The organism is Buttiauxella sp. WJP83 (assembly GCF_027594725.1).
Taxonomy (GTDB): domain Bacteria; phylum Pseudomonadota; class Gammaproteobacteria; order Enterobacterales; family Enterobacteriaceae; genus Buttiauxella; species Buttiauxella selenatireducens.
This window is the reverse complement of sequence record NZ_CP110080.1, coordinates 576,435-592,424: the sequence shown is the minus strand read 5'-3', so window position 1 is coordinate 592,424 and position 15,990 is coordinate 576,435. Positions and strand designations below refer to the sequence as shown.

13 protein-coding genes are annotated in these 15,990 nt (G+C 50.8%); 7 read left to right on the top strand and 6 right to left on the bottom strand.

All coding sequences use genetic code 11. The annotated features are described in order from the left end of the window. Nucleotides 1-51 precede the first annotated feature (51 nt). The 3 genes from rfbC to ascF form a co-directional block, all read right to left on the bottom strand. Nucleotides 52-600 carry a dTDP-4-dehydrorhamnose 3,5-epimerase gene (gene rfbC, locus OH773_RS02795; protein ID WP_270142804.1) on the bottom strand — a complete coding sequence of 183 codons (549 nt, stop codon included), beginning with the start codon at nt 598-600 and terminating at the stop codon, nt 52-54. A 111-nt stretch (nt 601-711) separates the two neighbouring features. Beyond that, nucleotides 712-2,142 (bottom strand): 6-phospho-beta-glucosidase, encoded by a 1,431-nt coding sequence (locus tag OH773_RS02790; protein ID WP_270142802.1) that lies wholly within the window; start codon nt 2,140-2,142, stop codon nt 712-714. A 17-nt stretch (nt 2,143-2,159) separates the two neighbouring features. Then, nucleotides 2,160-3,620 carry a PTS cellobiose/arbutin/salicin transporter subunit IIBC gene (ascF, locus tag OH773_RS02785; protein ID WP_270142800.1) on the bottom strand — a complete coding sequence of 487 codons (1,461 nt, stop codon included), beginning with the start codon at nt 3,618-3,620 and terminating at the stop codon, nt 2,160-2,162. A gap of 294 nt (nt 3,621-3,914) precedes the next feature. On the opposite strand from ascF, the gene OH773_RS02780 reads away from it, so the two are divergent. Then, entirely contained in the window at nt 3,915-4,931 is a 1,017-nt protein-coding gene (locus OH773_RS02780) for a LacI family DNA-binding transcriptional regulator (RefSeq protein WP_270142798.1), read from the top strand. Between the two features lie 34 nt (nt 4,932-4,965). Here OH773_RS02780 and OH773_RS02775 read toward each other — a convergent pair whose 3' ends face one another. Further along, nucleotides 4,966-5,997: an NADP-dependent oxidoreductase gene (locus OH773_RS02775; RefSeq protein WP_270142796.1), complete on the bottom strand. Its 1,032-nt coding sequence runs from the start codon at nt 5,995-5,997 to the stop codon at nt 4,966-4,968. 103 nt (nt 5,998-6,100) lie between these two features. Continuing rightward, entirely contained in the window at nt 6,101-7,621 is a 1,521-nt protein-coding gene (locus OH773_RS02770; RefSeq protein ID WP_270142794.1) for a methyl-accepting chemotaxis protein, read from the bottom strand. 294 nt (nt 7,622-7,915) lie between these two features. Here OH773_RS02770 and proP point away from each other — a divergent pair, with 294 nt between their 5' ends. The 6 genes from proP to OH773_RS02740 all read left to right on the top strand — a co-directional run bounded on the left by proP (nt 7,916) and on the right by OH773_RS02740 (nt 14,746). Continuing rightward, entirely contained in the window at nt 7,916-9,421 is a 1,506-nt protein-coding gene (proP, locus tag OH773_RS02765; RefSeq protein ID WP_270142792.1) for a glycine betaine/L-proline transporter ProP, read from the top strand. Nucleotides 9,422-9,632: 211 nt separating this feature from the next. Beyond that, nucleotides 9,633-11,201, top strand: a complete 1,569-nt coding sequence (locus OH773_RS02760) for an ABC transporter substrate-binding protein (RefSeq protein WP_270142790.1) — start codon at nt 9,633-9,635, stop codon at nt 11,199-11,201. Nucleotides 11,202-11,325: 124 nt separating this feature from the next. Continuing rightward, entirely contained in the window at nt 11,326-12,375 is a 1,050-nt protein-coding gene (locus OH773_RS02755) for an ABC transporter permease (protein WP_270142788.1), read from the top strand. Next, the gene (locus OH773_RS02750; protein WP_270142786.1) at nt 12,375-13,208 is read left to right on the top strand and encodes an ABC transporter permease; all 834 of its coding nucleotides are present in this window, start codon (nt 12,375-12,377) and stop codon (nt 13,206-13,208) included. Before OH773_RS02755 ends, OH773_RS02750 begins: the two co-directional genes overlap by 1 nt. After that, nucleotides 13,201-14,037: an ABC transporter ATP-binding protein gene (locus OH773_RS02745; RefSeq protein ID WP_270142784.1), complete on the top strand. Its 837-nt coding sequence runs from the start codon at nt 13,201-13,203 to the stop codon at nt 14,035-14,037. Before OH773_RS02750 ends, OH773_RS02745 begins: the two co-directional genes overlap by 8 nt. Then, entirely contained in the window at nt 14,024-14,746 is a 723-nt protein-coding gene (locus OH773_RS02740; RefSeq protein ID WP_270142782.1) for an ABC transporter ATP-binding protein, read from the top strand. Before OH773_RS02745 ends, OH773_RS02740 begins: the two co-directional genes overlap by 14 nt. On the opposite strand, the gene OH773_RS02735 is transcribed toward OH773_RS02740, so the two are convergent. Further along, nucleotides 14,682-15,632 (bottom strand): diguanylate cyclase, encoded by a 951-nt coding sequence (locus OH773_RS02735; protein WP_270142780.1) that lies wholly within the window; start codon nt 15,630-15,632, stop codon nt 14,682-14,684. The genes OH773_RS02740 and OH773_RS02735 overlap by 65 nt on opposite strands. Nucleotides 15,633-15,990: the final 358 nt, after the last annotated feature.

Genomic DNA, 15,990 nt, shown 5'->3' with positions numbered 1-15,990 from the left:
AACCCCTGAAGTAAACAGACGACTTGATGCTGCTACGTACGCGCAAATCGATTAAAAATAGTCAGCTTCTTTGAAGCTTTTAGCCTGACGATCTTTATCGGACAACAGGCGTGGCGCATCAATTTCTGGCCATGCGATGCCAATATCCTTGTCTTCCCAAAGAATGCTGCGATCGCTCTGTGGCGCGTAGAAGTTTGTCGTTTTATACAAAAACTCAGCTTCATTACTGACAGTCATAAAGCCGTGGGCAAAACCTTCTGGGATCCATAACTGGCGTTTGTTCTCAGCACTTAATAGCACGCCCACCCACTGGCCAAACGTTGCAGAATGCTGGCGGATATCCACTGCAACATCAAATACTTCTCCAACTGCACAGCGAACCAGTTTTGCCTGGGCATTCGGTGCCAATTGATAGTGCAAACCGCGAAGCACGCCCTTGCAAGATTTTGAATGATTATCCTGAACAAAATTAACCGAACGTCCTACGGCTTCTTCAAAAACTTTCTGATTAAAGCTTTCAAAGAAAAAACCGCGGTCATCACCGAAAACTTTTGGTTCAAAAATAAGGACTTCGGGAATTTTAGTTTGAATAATATTCATGACGATCTTTTTGTGAAAGGAGATTGGACACTCATATTAACGCATCTGAGCCGGGCAATCAGCCCCCAGAACGGCGACCCAGCAAGTAAACCGAGTCGCCACGCAGACAAACTAGTCTAAATCAGCACCATTACTGGCGATCACTTTCTTATACCACCAGAACGATTTTTTACGCGTACGTGCCAGCGTGCCGTTGCCCTGGTCGTCGCGATCAACGTAGATGAAACCATAGCGCTTACTCATTTCGCCTGTTGATGCGGAAACCAAATCAATACAGCCCCATGAGGTGTAGCCGATGACCGGAATACCATCTTCAATGGCATCAGCCATGGCTTTGATGTGCTCACGCAGGTAGCTGATACGATAGTCATCGTTGATTTCACCCTGCGCGTTAACTTCATCCTTCGCACCCAGGCCGTTTTCTACCAGGAAAAGTGGCTTCTGGTAACGGTCGTACATCATGTTCATGGTAATGCGCAGGCCGAGTGGGTCAATGCCCCATCCCCATTCACTTGCTTGAATATAGGGGTTTTTCAGCGATTTAACGATGTTTGCCGCATTGCTGTTGAGCTCGTTCATATCCCCAGAGGCACAGCGTGAGGCGTAATAGCTAAACGAGACAAAATCGACCGTATTCTTGAGGATTTCTTCATCGCCTGGCAGCACTTCAAGCTCAAATCCCTTCTCGCGGAACAGACGTTTCGCGTACGACGGGTACGCACCACGCGCCTGCACATCGATAAAGAACAGGTTCTCACGATCTTTTTCTAGTGCCGCCCAGACATCTTCAGGTTTGCAGGAGTACGGATAGAAATTCCCTCCCGCCAGCATGCATCCGACCTGATTGTTTGGGTTAACTTCGTGAGCAATTTTGGTCACTAAAGCACTGGCGATCAGCTCATGGTGTGCCGCCTGGTATTTCACTTGTTCTTTGTTATCACCTTCTTCGAATACCAGACCTGCACCAGAGAATGGTGCGTGGAGCAAGATATTGATTTCATTGAAGGTGAGCCAGTATTTCACCAGGCCATCAAAAGCTTCAAAACAGGTACGGGCATAGTGGGTGAAAAACTCCACCATTTTCCGGCTGCGCCACGAACCATATTCCTGCACCAAATGCATCGGGACATCAAAGTGGCACAGCGTCACCAACGGTTCGATATTATGCTTTTTGCACTCAGCAAAGAGGTCACGGTAAAACGCGATACCAGCCGCGTTTGGCTCTTTCTCATCCCCTTTCGGGAAAATGCGACTCCAGGCAATTGAAGTACGGAAAACGGTAAAACCCATCTCTGCCATCAGGGCAATATCATCTTTATAGCGATGGTAAAAATCGATGGCCTCGTGGCTTGGGTAAAATTCATCATCACGTAATGAAAAACGTTTTTCTAAACCTAATTTCACGGCGAGGCGATGCTCACCGTGTGGGATGGTATCTACCGTTGAAAGCCCTTTCCCACCCTCGAGGTATGCGCCTTCAGCCTGGTTTGCAGCGATTGCACCGCCCCATAAAAAGTCATCAGGAAAAATTGATGCTGACATAAAGTCCCTCTTCTTAGTTAGTTAGCGTTTACAGCATGTTGCGGTGCAACAACGGCGTTTGGTTGAATTTGCTCTTTCTCGTCACTCTGCTCAACTGGAATGTCTTCAAAACCCAGGATTAGCGTCAGGAAGAAAGAGAGCACCACGGCCAGAATCATCACACCAAACACCCATGCGATGCTCATTGGATTAGCGGGATCAAAGAATTGCACACTGGTGAACAGGCCCGGAGATGCCATGGAATGGCTCGCCAACCCACCAATTCCTGCGACAGCACCGCAGACAAAACCACTGATTAATGCCGCAATCAGTGGGCGTTTCAGACGCACCGCGACACCGTAAAGTGCAGGTTCGGAAATGCCTGCCACTATCGCCGATGCCGCCGCAGCGAGCGCAGTCTGGCGCAGTTCAGGATTTTTGGTTTTCCACGCCACGGCCAATGATGAACCGCCCAAAGAGAGGTTGGCACCAATTTCAGATGGCATAACCATGCCTTCTTTGCCCGTTTCAGCAATGGTCTGAATAATAGACGGTGTAAATACGCGGTGCATACCGGTCATGACCAGCAGCGGCCAGAGTGCGCCCATAATGGCGACAGACAACCAACCAAGGTAATGATGAATGGTGTAAACCAGTGAAGAAATACCGGTACCAATCCAGATCCCCAGCGGGCCAATCAGCATGATGGCAATCGGTGCGGAGATAAGCACGATAAGCATCGGCTTCAGGAAGTTTTTTGTCACCGCAGGCGTGATGCGGTCAACCCATCTTTCGATGTAAGAGAGCAACCAAGTCATGCACAACGCAGGAATAACGGTGTAGGTATATTTCACCGCTGTGACCGATAAACCCATAAATTCAACCGGTTGGCCCTGTGCCGCTTTTGCCATCAGGTCAACAAAGTTTGGATGCACCAACACACCGGCAATCGCTATCGCCAGCGACATATTGGTTTTGAATTTTACCGCCGCCGACGCGGCAACCATTATCGGCAGGAAGAAGAATGCGCCATCGCCAATTACATTAAGAATGATGAGCGTGGAAGAGCCTTTTCCAAACACGCCAGTCATATCAAGGATCATAGCCAGCAATTTCACCATTGAACCGCCGATAATCGCGGGAATCAACGGCGACATGGTGCCAATCAGTGCATCCAGAATCCCTGCGCCGATTCGTTTCAGAGTGATTTTGTTTTTACCATTGGCAGGAACCGCTGGTTGCATGCCTTCAGGCAGTCGTTTCAGCACTTCAGCATACGCCTGGGAAACCGTGTTACCGATGATCACCTGGCACTGATTTTCGCTACGAACTACGCCCATTACACCGTTGATAGCTTTAAGCTTCGCGGCATCCACGCGGCTACCGTCATTTAACACAAACCGCAAACGCGTCATGCAGTGTGTCACCGCACCCACGTTATCCGCGCCACCAATTGCATCGACTATCGACTGAGATACTGCCGCGTAATTCTTAGCCATGAGTTACCACTCTTCCGTACGTCACTCTAGTTTTATGTTTAAATTCATTTAGTTATGAATATTCTTTCCGGTTTCACCGCATCGACGAGTAGGGTCATGAGAAGTAGGTAACCGGTTCCACATTAGATTGACTACGACAAACAAACAGATCAAACACTAATTCCGCATATTGTTTGTTTTGTGATGAAGATCGACATAAATGGCTGTTACAGACCCCCGGCAATCCCTTTAAGGCAGTATTTTGTCGTCCGGGAATGTGTAAAATAGGGCCTTCAAAAAAGCCAGGAAGCTCCCATGTCGACAATGCTAGAAGTGGCACAAAAAGCAGGCGTCTCAAAAGCCACCGTTTCACGCGTTTTATCCGGCAAGGGATACGTCAGCGAAGCCACAAAAGACCAGGTCTATAAAGCGATTGAAGAGGCCGGATATCGGCCAAATTTGCTGGCGCGAAATCTGGCGACGAATAAGTCAGAATGCATTGGTTTAGTCGTAACCAACACCCTTTATAACGGCAGTTATTTCAGTGAAATACTGTCGCAGGCTGCGAAGAAATTAGAAGATAATGGCCGTCAGCTTATTCTGGTGGATGGTAAACATAGCGCACAAGAAGAACGCGAAGCTATTCAATTCTTGCTCGATTTACGCTGCGATGCGGTGATTATTTACCCGCGTTTTTTGACCATTGATGAAATGGACGAAATTATTGACCAGCATAAACAACCGATTATGGTGGTGAACCGAAAATTAAGAAAACACCAAAGCCATTGCATCTGCTGCGATCATAAAGGCTCCAGTTTCCTTGCGACGAAATATCTCATTGAGCGTGGGCACCAAGATATTGCATTTATTACCGGCGCAATGGATTCGCCTACGGCTATTGAACGTCTGGCGGGTTATAAAGAAGCGTTAAATCAACATTATATCGGTGTAAATGACGCATTGATTGTGCAAGGTAAATGGACGCCAGACAGCGGCGTATCAGCCGTAGAAGCATTGCTTGCTCGTCAACAGAAGGTCAGCGCGATTCTTGCCAGTAATGATGAAATGGCCGTGGGCGCGATGAAAAAATTGAGTGATATGGGGATTTCAGTTCCACATGAAATATCCCTACTCGGCTTTGATAATATTCCAACAGCACCTTATTTAACCCCCGCGCTATCAAGCATCAAAGATCCGGTCAGCGATATGATTAACGAAGTGATCAGTCGTTTAATATCCATGTTAGATGGCGGATATTTATCACGGGATAATATTTTCACATCAGAATTACTGGAGCGAAATTCAGTGTGTGATGGGCCATTTAAAGGCTAATGAGAGCGGCGTCTTCGCGCCGCTCTATAAAAAATCACTCCGCGACTTTCACAATCAACTTACCGAAGTTCTTACCGACCAACAAACCGCGAAACGCTTCCACGCTGTTTTCCAGACCATCGACAATATCTTCGCGGAACTGAATTTTCCCTTCCGCCAGCCACTGACTCATCTGTTTAAAGAACTCAGGATAACGATCGGCGTAATCCTGCGAAATAATAAACCCTTGCACGCGCAGACGTTTTTTCAGGATTGTCCCCATTAACAGCGGCAAACGATCCTGCTCAAAAGCGCTATTCATACCGTTGTATTGGCTGATGACACCGCACACAGGAATACGCGCTTTCGTATTCAAAAGTGGCAGAACCGCATCAAACACCGCGCCACCGACGTTTTCAAAATAGACATCAATGCCTTTACTACAGGCCTTTTTCAACTGCTCGGCAAAATCTGGCGCTTTGTGATCAATGCAGGCATCAAATTTTAAAGTCTCGGTGACGTAACGGCACTTCTCCTCGCCACCCGCGATCCCCACGACTTTTGCTCCGCGCAATTTTGCCACTTGCCCTACCACCGAGCCCACCGCCCCACTGGCTGCTGCAACGACCACCGTTTCGCCCGCTTTCGGCTCACCAATATCGGTCAACCCCATATAACCCGTAAAACCAGGCATCCCGAGTAAACCGAGCGCGTACGAAGGGTGCTGCATATTTGCATCGAGCTTCTGCAAGCCTTCGCCGTTAGAAAGTGCGTAATCCTGCCAGCCGGTATATGCCAGAACCAGATCACCAATTTTGTAATCTGCGTGTTCAGATTTCTCGACGCGACAAACGGTGCCTGCACCAATGACTTCACCAATTGCCAGCCCCGGTGTATAGGATTCGGCATCATCCATACGCCCGCGCATATAAGGGTCGAGGGATAAATAGAGGGTTCGCAGCAGTAACTGGCCTGCGGCAGGCTGCGGGACAGGAGCTTCTTCCAGACGAATGTCTTGATCGGTCGGCATGCCTTGCGGGCGCTGCGCCAGCACAAAGCGGCGGTTAGTTTGGGACGATTGCGTCATAACGCTCTCCATAGATTAGGGTCGAGTAGAAACATTCAATCTGTCCCAGACTAGCTAAAAAAATCCGCCGTGGTTGTAAAAACGTGCGCTTCTGGTTTTTAAATTAGTGCAGCACCGTAACGGCATCCTCCAGTCGCGTCGCTCGGTACTTCACCATCGCAGAGACTTCCGCACTCTCTTCCACTAACGCCGCATTTTTTTGCGTGATAGCGTCCAGTTCGGCAACCGCACGGGTTAAATCAGACAACCCTTCCGCCTGTTCAGAAGTGGCATGACTAATTTGCCCAAGCAACTGCGTCACATTGCGCACCTGCTCGACAATATCGTTCATGGTGCGACCGGCTTCGTGAACCTGAATAGTCCCAGATTGCACTTTACTGGCGCTGGCATCGATAAGTTTGCGGATATCATTCGCCGCCGTCGCACTGCGCTGTGCCAGGTTACGGACTTCACCCGCAACCACCGCAAACCCTTTCCCCTGCTCTCCGGCACGCGCGGCTTCTACTGCGGCATTAAGGGCCAGAATATTGGTCTGGAAGGCAATGTCGTTGATTAGGCTGGTGATGGAACCAATCCGTTGCGTACTGTCGGCAATGTCAGCCATTGTCGTCACTACGGTTTCCATCGCTTTGCCGCCATGGGTTGCGGCCTGGCTCGCAGAGCAGGAAAGTTTATCTGCCGCGGCAGCGGTTTCCGAGTTGTTCTGCACCGATACCGCCATCTGGCTCATGGTGGTGACCGTTTGCTGCACGTTGACGACGGACTGACGCGTGCGCTCGTTGAGTTCATCGTTGCCCTGCGCCAGCGTCTCACTGCCACTGCGCACATTTTCAACCTGATGGCTGACATCATGAATCAGCCAGCGGCACATCAGGCCAAGCTGGCCGATAGCGCGCAGCGTCATGCCGATTTCGTCCGTTCGGGCGAGATGCTGCACACGCTGCTGATTTCCGGTCGCCACTTCCAGTGCCTGACGTGCAATATTTTCCATCGGGCGCGCAATTTGCCACTCCAGCAATGCGCAACCCAATACGCTCGCCAGCGCCCCGATCATCACAGACAGCCCGCTTTGCCCCAGTGCAATAGATGCAGCCAACATCAATATGAAAACGGTGCTGATTATCATGCGAATACGCCAACGCAGCGGTAACGTCGGCAATTTCCCTAACCCGCTCTTGCCCAATACCAGACCTTTATACAGACGATATTTGCAACGCCCCTCTTTGAGCGCTTTGTAGAGCGGCCCTACGGCAGCAATTTCTTCCGGCTGCGCTTTGGTGCGAATCGACATATATCCGGTGGTTTTGCCGTTGCGGACCACCGGCACGACATTGGCGCGAACCCAGTAATGATCGCCATTCTTACGCTGATTTTTGACAATACCCGTCCAGGGTTCTCCCTGCTTCAGGGTGTACCACATGTCAGCGAAAGCCGCTTTTGGCATATCGCCATGGCGCACCAGATTGTGCGGGCAACCGGTGAGCTCCTGAAGCGAGTAACCGCTCACCTTCACAAACGCGTCGTTCGCATGGGTGATCGTGCTTTTCAAATCAGTCGTGGACATCAATGTCATGTCATCACTGAGCAGGTATTCATGCTGTGTAGCGGCCGTCCGCGCAGTCATAGCAACTCCCTTGTTAAGTTACCCGGTTGTTAATTCTTTTGATTTATTGTTATTTCGGCGCTGCAAAGATTTACTTTAGCGGGTAAACTTGATGACGATCACACTTTTATAATTAAGCCATATTTTTTATAATGGTTTAAAGATTGAAACATATTTTTCAATAATTTCATGAGGTTATTAATGGGATTGTCATAGTGGCGCTGAGTGCTGGAGTTTTAACCTTCAATTTGTCACTCGCTCACTACACTTAGTAAGGGAGACGGTTTCGCTCCCAAAAGGAAAAAGAGGATAATAATGTTAAAAAGGAAAAAGAAAGTCAGACCTATCAAGGTCAGTGACGTTACCATCATCGACGATAGCCGCCTTAAAAAGGCGATTACTGCAGCATCGCTTGGCAATGCGATGGAATGGTTTGATTTCGGTGTGTACGGCTTTGTGGCCTATGCCCTTGGTAAGATTTTCTTCCCGGATGCCAGCCCGAGTGTGCAGATGATTGCCGCATTGGGTACTTTCTCTGTCCCCTTCCTGATTCGCCCATTAGGCGGCCTGTTCTTTGGCATGCTGGGTGATAAGTATGGTCGCCAGAAAATTTTATCCATCACCATCATCATTATGTCATTGAGTACCTTCTGTATTGGCCTTATTCCATCGTACGCAAGTATCGGTATTTGGGCGCCAATCCTGTTGTTACTTGCGAAAATGGCGCAAGGGTTCTCTGTGGGTGGCGAATACACCGGTGCTTCCATCTTTGTGGCGGAGTATTCCCCGGACCGCAAACGCGGCTTTATGGGGAGTTGGCTGGACTTCGGCTCCATCGCCGGTTTTGTTTGTGGTGCGGGTGTCGTCGTATTAATTACAGCCGTTGTCGGCGAAGATAACTTCCTCGAATGGGGCTGGCGACTGCCCTTCTTCCTCGCTCTGCCATTAGGAATTATCGGTCTGTATCTGCGTCATGCGCTTGAAGAAACCCCCGCGTTTCAGCAGCATATTGAACAGCTTGAGCAAGGCGATAAAGAAGGTCTGGCACACGGTCCGAAAATCTCCTTTAAAGAGATTGCCACCAAACACTGGCGCAGCCTGCTGACCTGTATCGGTATCGTTATTTCAACCAACGTGACCTACTACATGTTGTTGACGTACATGCCGAGCTACTTGTCGCATAACCTGCATTATTCCGAAGAACATGGCGTACTGATTATCATCGCCATCATGATCGGGATGCTGTTTGTTCAGCCGATGATTGGCTTATTGAGCGACCGTTTTGGCCGTCGTCCGTTTATCGTCTTCGGTAGTGTGGCGCTACTGGTTCTGGCCATCCCTGCCTTTATCCTGATTAACAGTAATGTGCTGGGGCTCATATTCGCTGGGCTGCTCATTCTGGCTGTGATTCTTAACTCTTTCACAGGCGTTATGGCATCGACGCTCCCCGCCATGTTCCCAACGCATATTCGATACAGTGCGCTGGCAAGCGCCTTTAATATTTCAGTGCTGGTCGCGGGTGTTACACCAACAGTCGCAGCCTGGTTAGTCGAAACAACCGATAACCTGATGATGCCCGCCTATTATCTGATGGTGGTTGCGGTGATTGGCCTGGTGACCGGTCTGACAATGAAAGAAACCGCGAATAAACCTCTGAAGGGGGCTACGCCTGCGGCATCTGATATTGCCGAAGCACGTGAAATTGTTCAGGAGCATCACGACAATATCGAGCAGAAAATAGAAGATATTGATCGTGAGATTGAAGAGCTACAGGCGAAACGTTCCAATCTGGTACAACAGCACCCACGTATTAATGAGTAGAATATTTAAACACTATTTTTAGTACTACCAACGCCTGGCAATGCCCGGCGTTTTCATTTTTAATTTCCTCACTCAGGCAAAATAAACATCGAAATACCGTATGGTTATAAGGAAATACTTATTTGGGCTTTATGATTCGGCCTAACTGGCCTAACGTATGCAGGCCATAGAATAACAACAGAATAATTTTCCATTTTAAGCAGGGTGCCACATGCAAAGAAAAGTACTGCCATTACTGCTGCTGGCGGCTATTTCCGCAAGCAGCTTTGCCGCCACACCGCCAAATACATTAATCGTTGCCCAGGGCCTGGATGACATCGTCAGCCTTGATCCCGCCGAAGCGAACGAGCTTTCCAGTATTCAAACCGTGCCAAGCCTGTATCAGCGCCTGGTTCAGGCAGACCGTAACGATCCGGCAAAAGTGATTCCGGTGCTGGCTGAAAGCTGGCAGGGCGACGTGGCCAATAAGAAACTGACCATCAAACTGCGCCCGGATGCGAAATTCGCCTCCGGCAACCCGCTGCGCCCGGAAGACGTTATCTTCTCTTATACCCGCGCAGTCACGCTGAATAAGTCACCGGCGTTTATTCTTAACGTATTGGGCTGGCAGCCAGAAAACATCGCCAGCCAGTTGAAGAAAATCGACGACCACACGCTGGAATTACACTGGACCGCGGACGTCAGCCCGGCGGTTGCGCTGAATATTATCTCCACGCCAATCGCGTCTATCGTCGATGAAAAAGCGGTGACTCCGAATGCCAAAGCGGGTGATTTCGGCAATGAATGGCTGAAAATGCACTCTGCGGGCAGCGGCCCGTTCAAAATGCGTGTTTACCAGCCGCACCAGGCGATTGTGCTGGACGCCAACCCAACCTCTCCGGGTGACGCGCCAAAAATTAAAAACATCATTATTAAAAACGTACCGGATCCAGCAGCGCGTCGTTTGCTGATTCAGCAAGGTGACGCAGATATTGCCCGTGGTCTGGGCGCGGATCAAACCAGTGCCCTGGAAGGGAAACCTGGCGTAAAAGTATTGAGCATTCCTTCTGCCGAACAGAACTACATGGTGTTCAACGTCGGTAACAGCAGCAATCCTCTGCTGAAAAACCCAGCCCTTTGGGAAGCGTCCCGTTATCTGGTCGATTACGAAGGCATCACCAAAGATCTGTTGAAAGGCCAATACTTTATCCACCAGAGCTTCCTGCCTGTCGGTTTCGCGGGCGCGCTGACCAACAATCCATTCAAATTTGATCCGGCTAAAGCAAAAGAAATTCTCGCTAAAGCAGGCATTAAAGACGCGCAATTCACGCTGGACGTCGAGAACAAAGCGCCGTTTATCACCATCGCGCAGTCGATGCAGGCGAGTTTCGCTCAGGGCGGCGTGAAGATTGATCTGCTGCCAGCCGCCGGTAGCCAGGTTTACGCCCGCGTACGTGCGAAACAGCATCAGGCCGCGATCCGTATGTGGCTGCCTGACTATTTCGATGCCCACTCCAACGCCAGCTCTTTTGCGTTTAACGACGGCAAAGGCAGCACGGTTGCTGGTTTAAATAGCTGGGAAATCCCTGAGCTGAACAAACAAACTCTGGCGGCCGTTGCGGAAGTTGACCCGGCTAAACGCCTGGATCTGTATAAGAAAATACAGGAAGAAGTGCAGCATAATTCGCCATATGTATTTGTTGATCAGGGTAAAACCCAAATCGTAGTACGTGAAAACGTGAAGGGTTATCAGCAAGGTTTGAATGCGGATATGGTGTATTACGACGCCGTGACTAAGTAAGGGACGCTCTCGCCCTCACCCTGGCCCTCTCCCCCAAGAGAGGGAATAATTCGATGATCCCTCCTCTCCCTCAGGGAGAGGGTCGGGGTGAGGGTTGTTTTTCCAACACCACAAAAGAGTCCAAATGTCAGACATCTCCACTTCAGCCGCAACGGGCCGCTTTCGCCGTCCGTTGCTGACGTTCGCGCAGGGGCTGGTTACCCTGGCACTGACGCTTCTCGGCTTATTGCTCATCACCTTCGCCCTTTCGGCACTTTCGCCCGTCGACCGCGTGCTGCAAATCGTCGGCGATCACGCAAGCCAGGCCACCTACTTACAAGTTCGCCACCAGCTTGGTTTGGATAGACCCCTTCCCGTTCAGTTCTGGCACTATCTAACAAACCTCGCGCAAGGTGATTTAGGCACAGCCAGCGCCACCGGCCAGCCGGTTTTACAGGATTTGCTTTCCGCCTTTCCGGCCACATTAGAACTCGCCACCCTCGCGCTGATTATCGGCAGCGTTCTTGGGGTCATCTTCGGCGTGCTTTGCGCGCGATTCGCAGGCTCACCGTGGGATCTGGCGGTGCGAACCTTCACGTTGCTGGGCAACTCGGTTCCTATTTTCTGGCTGGGTTTGCTGATGCTGGCGCTGTTTTATGCCCGCCTGCAATGGAGCGCCGGGCCAGGGCGTCTGGACGATATTTATCAGTACAGCGTAGAAGCCAAAACCGGTTTTGTGCTTATTGATACCTGGCTTTCCGGTGACCGCGACGCATTCCTGAACGCCATCAACCACCTCACTTTACCCGTGTTGCTGCTGGCCTATTATTCGCTGGCGAGTATTACCCGTTTAACGCGCACCGCTTGTCTGAGCGAAATGAACAAAGAGTACATTACGCTTGCCCGCGCCAAAGGTGCCGGAGAGATGGCGATTCTGGTGCGTCACGTGCTGCCCAATATTCGCGGCACGCTATTCACGGTCATTGCGCTGGCATACACCGGAATGCTGGAAGGGGCGGTGCTGACTGAAACGGTTTTCTCCTGGCCGGGCATCGGGCGCTATCTCACTACCGCGCTGTTCGCCGGAGATACCACCGCGATTATGGGCGGCACACTGCTGATTGGCGTGTCGTTTGTCATTATCAATAATCTGACTGACGTGCTGGTGCGTGTCACCGATCCGAGGGTGCACTGATGCCGTCTTATCTGTTTTTGCGCCGTACTTTGCGATCGCCTGCAGCGCTCTGCGGCCTGGTGATTATTACGTTATTGGTGCTGGTTGCCATTTTTGCGCCATTACTGGCACCCTTCGACCCGAGCTGGCAAGACGCCGCAGCACGTCTGCAAGCGCCGAATGCTCAACACTGGCTGGGCACGGATAGCTATGGCCGCGATATGCTTTCACGTCTGATTTACGGTTCACGCCCGGCCCTTGGTCTGGTGTTGCTGGTCACGCTCATTACGCTGCCCGTCGGGCTGCTTATCGGCATTATTTCTGGCTATTACGGGGGTTGGCTGGAGCGCGTACTGATGCGTTTTACCGATGTCGTGATGTCGATGCCACGACTGATTCTGGCATTTGCCTTTGTGGCGATGCTTGGCCCAGGCCTGGTTAATGGCGCGCTGGCGCTGGCATTAACCACGTGGCCTGCGTATGCGCGCCAGGCACGCAGCGAAATTCAACGCCTGCGTCACAGCGACTATCTCGCTGCCGCCGAAATGATGGGGATTAGTGGGCTGCGCCTGTTGGCAGGCCACATTCTGCCGCTCTGTTTACCTTCCGCCATTGTGCGGCTGGCGCTTGATTTAGCAGGTATTATTCTTGCCGCCGCTGGGCTGGGTTTCCTGGGCCTTGGCGCAAGGCCACCCATGGCGGAATGGGGTTCAATGATCGCCGACGGCATGCAGGTTATTTTCGATCAATGGTGGATTGCCGCGATCCCAGGCACCGCGATTTTAATCAGCAGCCTGGCCTTTAACCTTTTGGGCGACGGATTGCGTGACGTGCTGGAGCCGGGTCATGACTGATAATCGAATTCACGTTCAGGGTTTAAACATTGATTACCCCGGCGCACGCGTAGTAGAAAACCTCTCGTTTACGCTTGGCGTTGAAAGGCTGGCACTGGTGGGCGAATCCGGTTCGGGCAAATCCATGACCGCTCGCGCGCTCATGGGACTGGTACGCAAACCCGGCAAAGTCAGTGCCACTCAACTCAACGTGCTGAATCACGACTTGCTGACGATGCACGACCGCGACTGGCAGCGCCTGCGCGGCAATGACATTTCAATGGTTTTACAAGATCCGCGCTACGCGCTCAACCCGGTGAAAAATGTCGCTCAGCAGATTGATGAAGCGTTGCGGTTGCACCAAAAACTGTCCACGGCACAGCGCCGCGAGCGAGTCCGCGAAGTGATTAACGCGGTGGGATTACAGGAAAATGTGCTGTCCCGCTATCCGGCGGAGCTTTCCGGCGGTATGGGGCAGCGCGTGATGATTGCCATCGCTTTGGTCAACAACCCCAAAGTTCTGATCGCCGACGAACCCACTTCAGCTCTGGATGCGCGTCTGCGCAACCAGATTCTGGAATTGCTGGTAGAACAATGCGAACAACGCCAGATGGCGATGTTACTGATTAGCCACGATCTGCCGCTGGTCGCTCAACACTGCCAACGAGTACTGGTGATGTACCAGGGGCAAAAAGTCGACGAAATGGAAGCCCGTCAACTGGCAACAGCCACACATCCTTATACCCGCACACTCTGGACATGCCGCCCAAATGCCGCGACTTACGGCACGATGCTGCCGACGCTCGACAGAAGTCAGAATCTGCAAGGAGAACACCATGGCGATCGTTGAAGTCAGCAATTTGCGCGTGCAATTTACGGCAAAGGGCCAGGTCAAAACTGCCGTTAGCGATGCCAGTTTTGCCATTAATCCAGGCGAGACATTCAGTTTGATTGGCGCATCAGGATGCGGAAAATCCACCATTCTGCGGGTGCTGGCAGGGTTACAGCGCGAATGGCAAGGCGACGTCAAACTGTTGGATGATGCAATCAAACCCGGTACACGTTTTCAGGGCTTCCTGCGGCGTAATGTGCAGATGGTGTTTCAGGACCCCTACGCATCATTGCATCCCAACCACACGATTTACCGAACGCTCGCCGAACCTCTGACGATTCACGGGGAGGCGCAAATTGCTGCCCGCGTGGAGGAAGCGCTGTTACAGGTTGGACTGCCAGCTGACGCCATGAAGCGTTATCCCCACCAGCTTTCCGGTGGTCAGCGCCAGCGTGTCGCCATTGCCCGGGCACTGTTGCTGCGGCCTAAAATCCTGCTGCTTGATGAACCGACTTCGGCGTTGGATATGTCGGTGCAGGCAGAAATTCTCAATCTGTTGAACCGCCTTAAACAGCAGTTTGGCATGACCTATCTGCTGGTCAGCCACGACGCCGATGTGATTGCGCATATGTCAGACCGGGCGGCTTACATGGCAGGCGGGATCATCGAACATGAGTTCGACCGCGCCGCTCTGGTTCGCGGGGAACACCGCATGGATGCCGCGTAATCAGATCTTCTGCAATCGTGGACATAATGCAGCGGTTACGCCCGGTGTTTTTACCGTAATACATCGCTTTATCGGCACGGCCAATCGCCTCGTGCAGCGAATCCTGAGCTCTGACTTTCGTCAACCCCCCTGTCACAGTCACACTGATTTCAACGCCCGCAACCTTAATCGAATGGGATTCCAGATGCTTGCGCATACGTTCGGCAGCAAGACCGGCATCCTCATCGTTTTTCGCGATGAGTAACGTAATAAATTCTTCGCCCCCAAACCGATATATGCGTTCGTTATCCCGTGTTGCCGCTCTTAATGCCAGAGCGACCGATCGCAATACATCATCACCCGCATTGTGCCCCCAGGTATCGTTAATCGACTTAAACCTGTCGATATCCATAATCAGCACATACACGCGGCTGTCGCTCAAATTATATTTTGAGCGAATAAGGGGGAATTCACGATATAACAAATGGCGCAACGGCAGGCCGGTCAATGCATCATGTAAATTTCGGTAGGAGAAGAGATATTCTTTATAACGGTCAAGGCTTTCAATCAATATCTGTTGCGTGGAGTGGTAGCGCAGGACTAATTCTTCTGTCACCTTTTTGGAAATAATCGACTGCATTAATTCCCGCGCGACATCATGCATTACCGTATGCTGGCGGTCGATGAGCGCAATCATTTCCCTGTCCAGCGCCTCTCCTTCGAGACGCAGCTTCAGCCATTTGCTAAAACGGCAATGGCAATGAGAATCGGGGTGCACAATCTCTTCATCCGCCTCTCCCCCTAGCAGGTTCAAAGACAGTATTTTTGCGGCCCAATCGTAATGGTCTTTAATGGCGATATTGAGCTCAGATAACGAGTAATCAAGGTCGTTGATATTTAATGGCACAAGCGAACTCTCATTATTTAATAATTGATATTTACCACCCACCCTGTAAGCAGCAATAAGAGAAAGAAGTCTACCTTATAGGATAAATAAAACTGAACGGATTAATTTAGCCTTCTTTACATAAAGCATTAATCGTTCGTTATTAATTTGTTGCAATTATGGTTTCAACGAAGCCATAAGTGACATTGATATATCTGGTTATAGAGTGATGCAATATCCAGGGGCAGCATGCACATTTATCGTGCAAACAGAGTGCAAATCGTCCCGCTCAGAGCAGCATGGCTTCAGCATTTAAATCTACAAAATATGTTCAATTGTGAGTAAACATTGCTCAACTCGCGTTCCGCCTGAGCGTTTA